Source organism: uncultured Campylobacter sp., from assembly GCF_937973075.1.
Taxonomy (GTDB): Bacteria; Campylobacterota; Campylobacteria; order Campylobacterales; family Campylobacteraceae; genus Campylobacter_B.
In genome coordinates this window covers 26076-32853 of sequence record NZ_CALBWL010000014.1, presented here as the reverse complement: position 1 = coordinate 32853, position 6778 = coordinate 26076, and the positions used below count along the sequence as shown (strand labels likewise).

Below are 6778 nucleotides of genomic sequence, written 5' to 3'. Positions count from 1 at the left end.
GACAGACCGACGCTGGACGTGCGTGCGGCTAAATTTGATGAAATTAGCGCTTTGGTGAGCAATGCTGATATGTTGACGCCAGACGCGCGCGTTGCGCCGCAAAACCTAAAGCCGCACGCACCCGACGTTTGGATTCGTTCGCGCCGCGCACTTTCGGATTTTGATGCGAGCATTCCGCTTTTTAGCGTCGCGGCTCGCAAGGTGGAGGTCTCGCAGTCGCTGCCCGCGGGCGCGAAAGTCACGATGATAGAGGCGGGGGCGAGTTCGTTTGACGAGTTTGTGCAGTTTGCGAGCCACGCACTTATTTTTTACAGCGCGCAGATGAGGGACGCGGGAAATTTTAGAGCAAATGCCGCGCTGCGACCGCTTTTTATATCTCGCGCGGGCGATCCGCACCTAGAAGCGAACGAATTCTACGGCTGGTTTAAAATTTTAAAGTAGAGCAAAACAGTACTGTAGCTGCAGAAATAGTATTTTAATCAAAATCTTGTGTTTGCCTGGTAAAAAGCAGTAGCGACTTTAAATATCTAAACATAGTATCGGTATAATCACAAAGAACGCGATTATAAGCAGTACGATCAATAGTGCTTTGTCAATTTTGGAGTATTTTTTGATACTGCAATTTTGCAAAAATTTCCCAAGTTCGTATTCGCTATTCCTAAATAGCCGAGCTGTCCAAATTATCCCTAAAAATAGACACATTGCTGAAAATGCCGCATTTGACTTTTGCCATACGAATATACCGAAGATCATAAAAAACGATAGTATGCTTATGATAAATATACCTATCGTCGCAAAAGCAACGAAAAATATGAAATTTAGCTCGCAATCGATGCCTAAAATGCGAAAATCAATAATTTTATCGGCAATATAAAATGCTAAAATTATCGTTAGGATAGCTTTTGCAATCTGAACGTCTAAGGGAGCATAATACAAAAAAGGCATGTCAAAAACCATACCTACGCGTAATAAAGTAAAACCGAGCGAGAACGAGAATACGCCCGTCAGTAAGATGCCTAAAAGCAATTTGTAGAAATATATTTTCATACGCAATCCTTAAAATTCTGCGAAATTATACGCAATAGCGGCTTAAAATTTTGATCGAAAATTTAGCGTAAGCTTTGAAATTTTTCACGTATGCCGCAAGCAACGACGCAGAGCGAGTATAAAAAATAGATATATGCCATAAGCGGGACAAAAGCGACAAATCCCGAAGCATAAACTAGCGCTACTAATACATATGTCGCATTTGCCAGCGCAGGTATGCTATAAGTCCAAAGCTCTGGCTTTTCAAAAGGGGTGTAGATATTATTCAAATACAAAGCTAAATTTACGACAAGCAGTAGAAAAAATATATAGTTCTTTTTCATAAAAGGAAAAGCGGCGCAAACCAAGACTACTATCAAATTTAATGCGATAAGAAAACCTATGTAATTAATATCTATAAAGGCGCAAAGTAAGCCTAAAATCGCGATTAATATATGTTTTTTCATAACCGATTGTTGTCCTTTTTAATTCTTGCAATTATAATGCGTAGGTTTAAATTTTGATAAAAAATATTTCGTGCTTAAAATTTTGTCGCGCCGTGCGGGTGATCTATGCCTATTAAATTTAGCGCATACGGACGAAATTTAAACGGGGCGCTTAGCTTTATTTAGATTCAAAAACGATAAAGTTTAACCATATTATTACGCCTATAAGCAATAAAATAGATGATAGTGTTTCGTTGGCATTCCAGCGCCTTTTTAGACTAACGATTTGTAAAAATTTGCCGAGCTCGTAATTACTTTTGCGAAATGAAAATGCCGTAGAATAGGTGCCTATGAATAATATCACGGCGGATAATATCGCTACTAATTTTTTATCCAAATCCAGACCGAATAGCATAAAACCGAATACTATGATATAAGTGACGGCGGTAAGCGCTAAAATTCCTATCGTAGCAAAGGCGATAAAAAATATAAAATTTAGCTTGCGATCGACCTCTTTGACATAGAAATCGCTCAAACTGCTGCTGATATAAAAGGCGAATAGCTCAAGAATCGCCGTCGTAAAAGGCAGACGAATATCGCCCGGAAATAAAAAATATCCCTTCAAAAGGCTCATAACATCGATATTTGAAATATTTTCAATATGCCACGAAACAACGTAAAATGAAATCACAAAAACCGCCAAAAAGACGTTGCCCAAAAGGAACTTGTAAATTAGGTATTTTATGTTTTTGCGCACCTTGGCTCCCTGAAATTTCGCGAGATTATACGTCAAATTTGCTTTTAACAGGCTCAAAGCGGCAGGAAAATAATGAGTGAAATTTAGGTAAATTTTGAGAGTAGTTTAAATTTGCAGCTCGATTTGCAGCTAAATTCGCAGCGTAGAATTTTAAAATTTAGCGGCGCGGTATGCTGGCTAAATTAAAAATGTAGCGCGCGCTGTGTCATCTCCGTGCTATTAAAACAGAAAGCGCTTAGCTAAATTTAAAACCACTCCGTGCGTTCGATAAATTTCGCCATGATTGCTAGCCTGCCGTTCTAGTCAAATTTGAAAATTCCGCAAATGCGTATAGGCGCCGTTTTGAATGGTACGACGATCCGCTGCGTAAAATTCTACTATTTTGCGCACGTGGCGCCTGATTTTAAAATGGCGTCCGCGAGGAGAAATTTTAAAATTCCACCACGCGAAAGGATTTAAAATTTCACAACGAGCGTAAAATTTTAAAATTTAAAATCTCGAAATTCTAAAATTCCGAAATCTCGCGGCGCGGGCAAAATTTAAAATTTAAAAATCGAACCAAATTTTAAATTCCAAATCAAGCTAAATTTCAAAACTATAAGTTGAGCAAAATTTCAAATCCAAAAATTTAATGACTATGCCCCAAATGCCCGCCCGCGTCGTTTGATCTTACTTCGCAGATTAGCTCGTCAGCGCATTCATTGTCGCTGCTCTCAAGCTGTAGCGTCGTGTGCGTGATGCCCAGATGTTCCATTTCGTGCGATATTTCGCGCAAGATCCGCTCCGCCTCGCGCACGCTTAGCTCGCCGCTAACTACGATGTGAGCCGTGAGCGCGTTTGCGCCGCTTGTTATACTCCAGACGTGCAGGTCGTGCACCGAGAGCACGCCGTCCACGCCCCTGATCTGCGCGACGAGCCCGTCTAGGCACACGCCCTTTGGCGAGCCCTCCATCAGGATGTTTAGGCTGTCTTTTAGCACGCCCCAGCCGCTTTTTACGATGAGCGCGGCCACGAGCACGCTGGCCGCCGCGTCCGCCCAGCTCCAGCCAAAACACATCATCAGCAGTGCCGCCGCGATCGCGCCTACCGAGCCCAGGGCGTCGCCCAGCACGTGTGCATAAGCGCCGCGCATATTGACGTTTTCTCTCACGTCGCCGCCACGAAGCATGTAGAGTGCCACGACGATGTTTACGGCAAGACCCAGCGTGCTGATAGCGAGCATGCCCGCGGTGGCTACTTCGGGCGGATTTTGAAATCGCCGCGCCGCCTCGATGACGATCAAAACGGCGATCGCGACGAGGGCGAGGGCGTTTATCGTCGCGGTTAAAATTTCGATCCGCCTGTAGCCGAAGGTCTTTTGCAGATTGCCTTTGCGTTCGCCGAATTTAAAAGCAAACAGCGAAAGTCCGAGCGCCGCGGCGTCTGATAGCATGTGCCCGGCGTCGGAGAGCAGGGCGAGCGAGTTCGTCGCGAAGCCGCCCGCAACCTCGATCAGCATAAAAGCGGATATTATAAGGAAGGAATTTCTCAAAACGGTTTTATTTGACGCGTGTGAATGCGCGCAATGGGCGTGATTTTCGTGCATTTTGACCTCGTTTTTCGGCAAATTTTAGATACATTATACCCCAAAAAAGCGCTTAAATTTTAGCCAAATCCCCCTCTAACTCAACGTTTACGCGCTTGCCGATGTTTTTGCTTGCAAGCTCCTCTATCAGCCTCGGTACGTCATCAAGGGCGATCGCAAACGCCTTAAATGCGCTATTTTGCATAAAATTCCTTTGGTTAAAATCGCGCGGATTTTAGCTGATTTTAAAATTTGCGTCAAATTTTTTGAAAATTTCTGATGTAACTCTTGACATTACAACAAAATTTGACTATACTTCGCCTATCGGTTGTAAGTTATAATATTACAACAAAAATTTACAAGGAGAAAAAGATGTCAAACTATAAGATCGTTTCAACGAAAAGTGAACCGAGAGTAGAGCTAAAAGAAGCTCTAGGCTTAAGCGGCTGTGAGCTCTCTATCAACGAGCTTCCCGCAAATGTGAGCGTGCCTTTCGTGCATTCTCACAAGCAAAACGAGGAGCTTTACTTGGTGCTAAAAGGCGGCGGCGCGCTTTTCATCGACGGGGAGGAAAAGGCGGTGGGCGAAGGCGACGCGATCCGCATCGATCCGGCTGGCAAAAGATGTTTCAAAGCGGGCGCGCAAGGAATGAAGTTTATCTGTATCCAAACTAAACGCGGTAGCCTGGAGCAGTACACTAACGGCGACGGCGTGATAAACGAGGACGTAAAGCCGAGCTGGCTGTAAAATTTCGCAAGACAAGCGCGTGGCAAAGCGCGGGTGTAAATTTTAAACTGCGTAGCGCGGCAAGACGCCCCTTTGTGGCGGGTTCATCGGCTGCAACGACGGCGATAGATGGTCGTATGAGAGAGTATATCGGCCGCGGCGGCAACTAAATTAGCTTGCAGCAGCGATAAGCGGCTGTGTAAGCAAACAAAAATCTAAATTTAAAGGATAGAAAATGAAAAAAGTAGCAATCATCGGAGCAAACGGAAAATCAGGTAGTGCGCTAGTCGCGGAGGCGCTAAGGCAGGGCTACGACGTAACGGGCTTCGCGCGAAACAAAGAGTATAAAAATGGTGCCATCAAGCTCGTGCATAAGGACGTTTTCGAGCTTAGCAAGGCCGATTTGGCGGGCTTTGACGTCGTCATCAGCGCGATCGCTGCATGGACGCCGCAGACCTTCCCGCTTCACGCGAAAATGACGCAGCACATCGCGGAGCTGCTAAGCGGCACGCAGACGAGACTACTCGTCATCGGCGGCGCGGGCGTGTTATACACAGACGCTTCGCGCAAGACGCGCCTGATGGATACTCCAAGCTTTCCGGCTGAGTATATGGGCGTAGCGGGGGCTACTGCGGCGAGCTACGAGGTGCTAAAAGCGAGCAAAAATTTGATCTGGACCTACGTGATCCCCGCCGCGGAATACGACGCAAACGCCGCTCGCACGGGCTCATACGTCCTAGGCGGCGACGAGCTGATCCTAAACGGCAAAGGCAAAAGCTACATCGGCTACGCAGACCTCGCGCTCGCCGTAATAGATGAGATCAAGGCGCAAAAATTTATCGGCAAGCCGTTCACGGCGGTCGGCGAATAATGGGCGTTGCCGCGCGTAAATTTTAAACCGCGCGGCACAGCAAAATTCTAACGTAAATTTAAAATTTAGCAGCAAAGCAAGCTAGAGCTTTAAATTAAAATTTAGAGCTAGAGCGAGCTACGGCTAAAATTAAATTTAGCGGCGGAGCCGAACCTAAGCTAAAATTTAAAATTTAATGGCGATGGTGGCGACAGACGCACGGTTATTAATGATGGCTACGATTGCGTTTGCGATAACATCGGTAACGATTGTATTTGAATAATAGCGGCGGATTGTATTCACGACAACGGCGGTAGCGGCTGCAATGATGGTAGGCGACAGCGGTGCGGGCGGCGCGGTATTAGCGCCAGCCGTAATACAGCGGGCGGTAGCGAGAATATAATGAACGGCGCCGCGGCGACTGCAAACGGCGTAAAGATGATGAGCGATGGTAGCGTAACGACAAGCAGCAATAGCAATCTGCTGTAAATATAATGTGAATGGTAGCAACGAGAGTAGCAGCGACAAGGCCAATGTCGGCAAAAATAATGTAGTAGTAGCGAAGTAATAGCGACGATAGCGGCAGTTGCGGCGACGAGGTTAGGATGATCGCGCTATCAGTATAGGCGATGCGAGGCCTGCTATGTCGCGGATGAAATTTAGGCGCGATTAAAATTAACATCTAAATTTTAAAAAAATAGCCTAACAGATGAAATTTCGGAACGATTAAAATTTAATATCCGAATTTTAAAAAGATCGTTTGGCTGATAAAATTTAGACACGATTAAATTTAAGGTTAGAATTTTAGAAAAATCGCTTGGTGGATTAAATTTTAGCGCGATCTGAAATTTAGCGACCGAGTTTAAGGAAAATTTCGCTTAAATTCTAAAACTCAGATCCAAATCAAGGAGCGAAATGCAAGTAGGTATCAAATTTTCACTCGCGGTGCACATCATGCTTTGCGTCGCGTATTTTCGCGAGGAGAAGGTCACGGGCGATTTCGTCGCCGCAAGCTCGGGGATAAACCCCGCCATCGCGCGCAAGCTGATCTCGCAGCTAAGAAACGCAGCCTTGGTGCTCACGACCGCGGGCGTGGGCGGCATCACGCTGGCTCGCGACGCACGGCTCATCACGCTTTTAGACATTTACGAGGCGGTGAGCGAGGAGGACGCGATGTTTCGCCTGCATAAAGGCTCGCCTAGCGCCTGCCCCGTGGGCGGCAAAATCGAGGCGATACTCGCGCCGCGCTTTGCTCGTATTCAGAATGATTTTAAAAAATCCCTATCAAGCGTGAGCTTGGCAGATCTTTTGAGCGATCTAGAATAAAGCTAATTAAAATTCTAAACACGTATTTATCTTCTAAACTTGCTCAGATTTCAAGGCTTGCGGGCTAAATTTATATAAAATTT

General features: G+C 45.5%; 8 protein-coding genes. 4 read left to right on the top strand and 4 right to left on the bottom strand.

What is annotated here, in order from left to right:
- A partial coding sequence (locus Q0274_RS01675; protein WP_298027112.1) for a hypothetical protein occupies positions 1-441 on the top strand: 441 nt, incomplete at its 5' end.
- 668 nt (positions 442-1109) lie between these two features.
- Here the strand turns inward: Q0274_RS01675 and Q0274_RS01670 are convergent.
- The 4 genes from Q0274_RS01670 to Q0274_RS01655 all read right to left on the bottom strand — a co-directional run bounded on the left by Q0274_RS01670 (position 1110) and on the right by Q0274_RS01655 (position 3998).
- Entirely contained in the window at positions 1110-1493 is a 384-nt protein-coding gene (locus Q0274_RS01670) for a transporter (protein ID WP_298027109.1), read from the bottom strand.
- 157 nt (positions 1494-1650) lie between these two features.
- Positions 1651-2229, bottom strand: a complete 579-nt coding sequence (locus Q0274_RS01665) for a hypothetical protein (protein WP_298027107.1) — start codon at positions 2227-2229, stop codon at positions 1651-1653.
- A gap of 628 nt (positions 2230-2857) precedes the next feature.
- Positions 2858-3814, bottom strand: a complete 957-nt coding sequence (locus Q0274_RS01660) for a cation diffusion facilitator family transporter (protein ID WP_298027105.1) — start codon at positions 3812-3814, stop codon at positions 2858-2860.
- Between the two features lie 52 nt (positions 3815-3866).
- Positions 3867-3998, bottom strand: a complete 132-nt coding sequence (locus Q0274_RS01655; RefSeq protein WP_298027103.1) for a hypothetical protein — start codon at positions 3996-3998, stop codon at positions 3867-3869.
- Between the two features lie 167 nt (positions 3999-4165).
- On the opposite strand from Q0274_RS01655, the gene Q0274_RS01650 reads away from it, so the two are divergent.
- The 3 genes from Q0274_RS01650 (at position 4166) to Q0274_RS01640 (ending at position 6695) form a co-directional block, all read left to right on the top strand.
- Positions 4166-4540, top strand: a complete 375-nt coding sequence (locus tag Q0274_RS01650; RefSeq protein WP_298027100.1) for a cupin domain-containing protein — start codon at positions 4166-4168, stop codon at positions 4538-4540.
- Between the two features lie 214 nt (positions 4541-4754).
- The gene (locus Q0274_RS01645) at positions 4755-5390 is read left to right on the top strand and encodes an NAD(P)-dependent oxidoreductase (protein ID WP_298027097.1); all 636 of its coding nucleotides are present in this window, start codon (positions 4755-4757) and stop codon (positions 5388-5390) included.
- Positions 5391-6284: 894 nt separating this feature from the next.
- Positions 6285-6695, top strand: a complete 411-nt coding sequence (locus Q0274_RS01640; RefSeq protein ID WP_298027094.1) for an Rrf2 family transcriptional regulator — start codon at positions 6285-6287, stop codon at positions 6693-6695.
- Positions 6696-6778 lie beyond the last annotated feature (83 nt).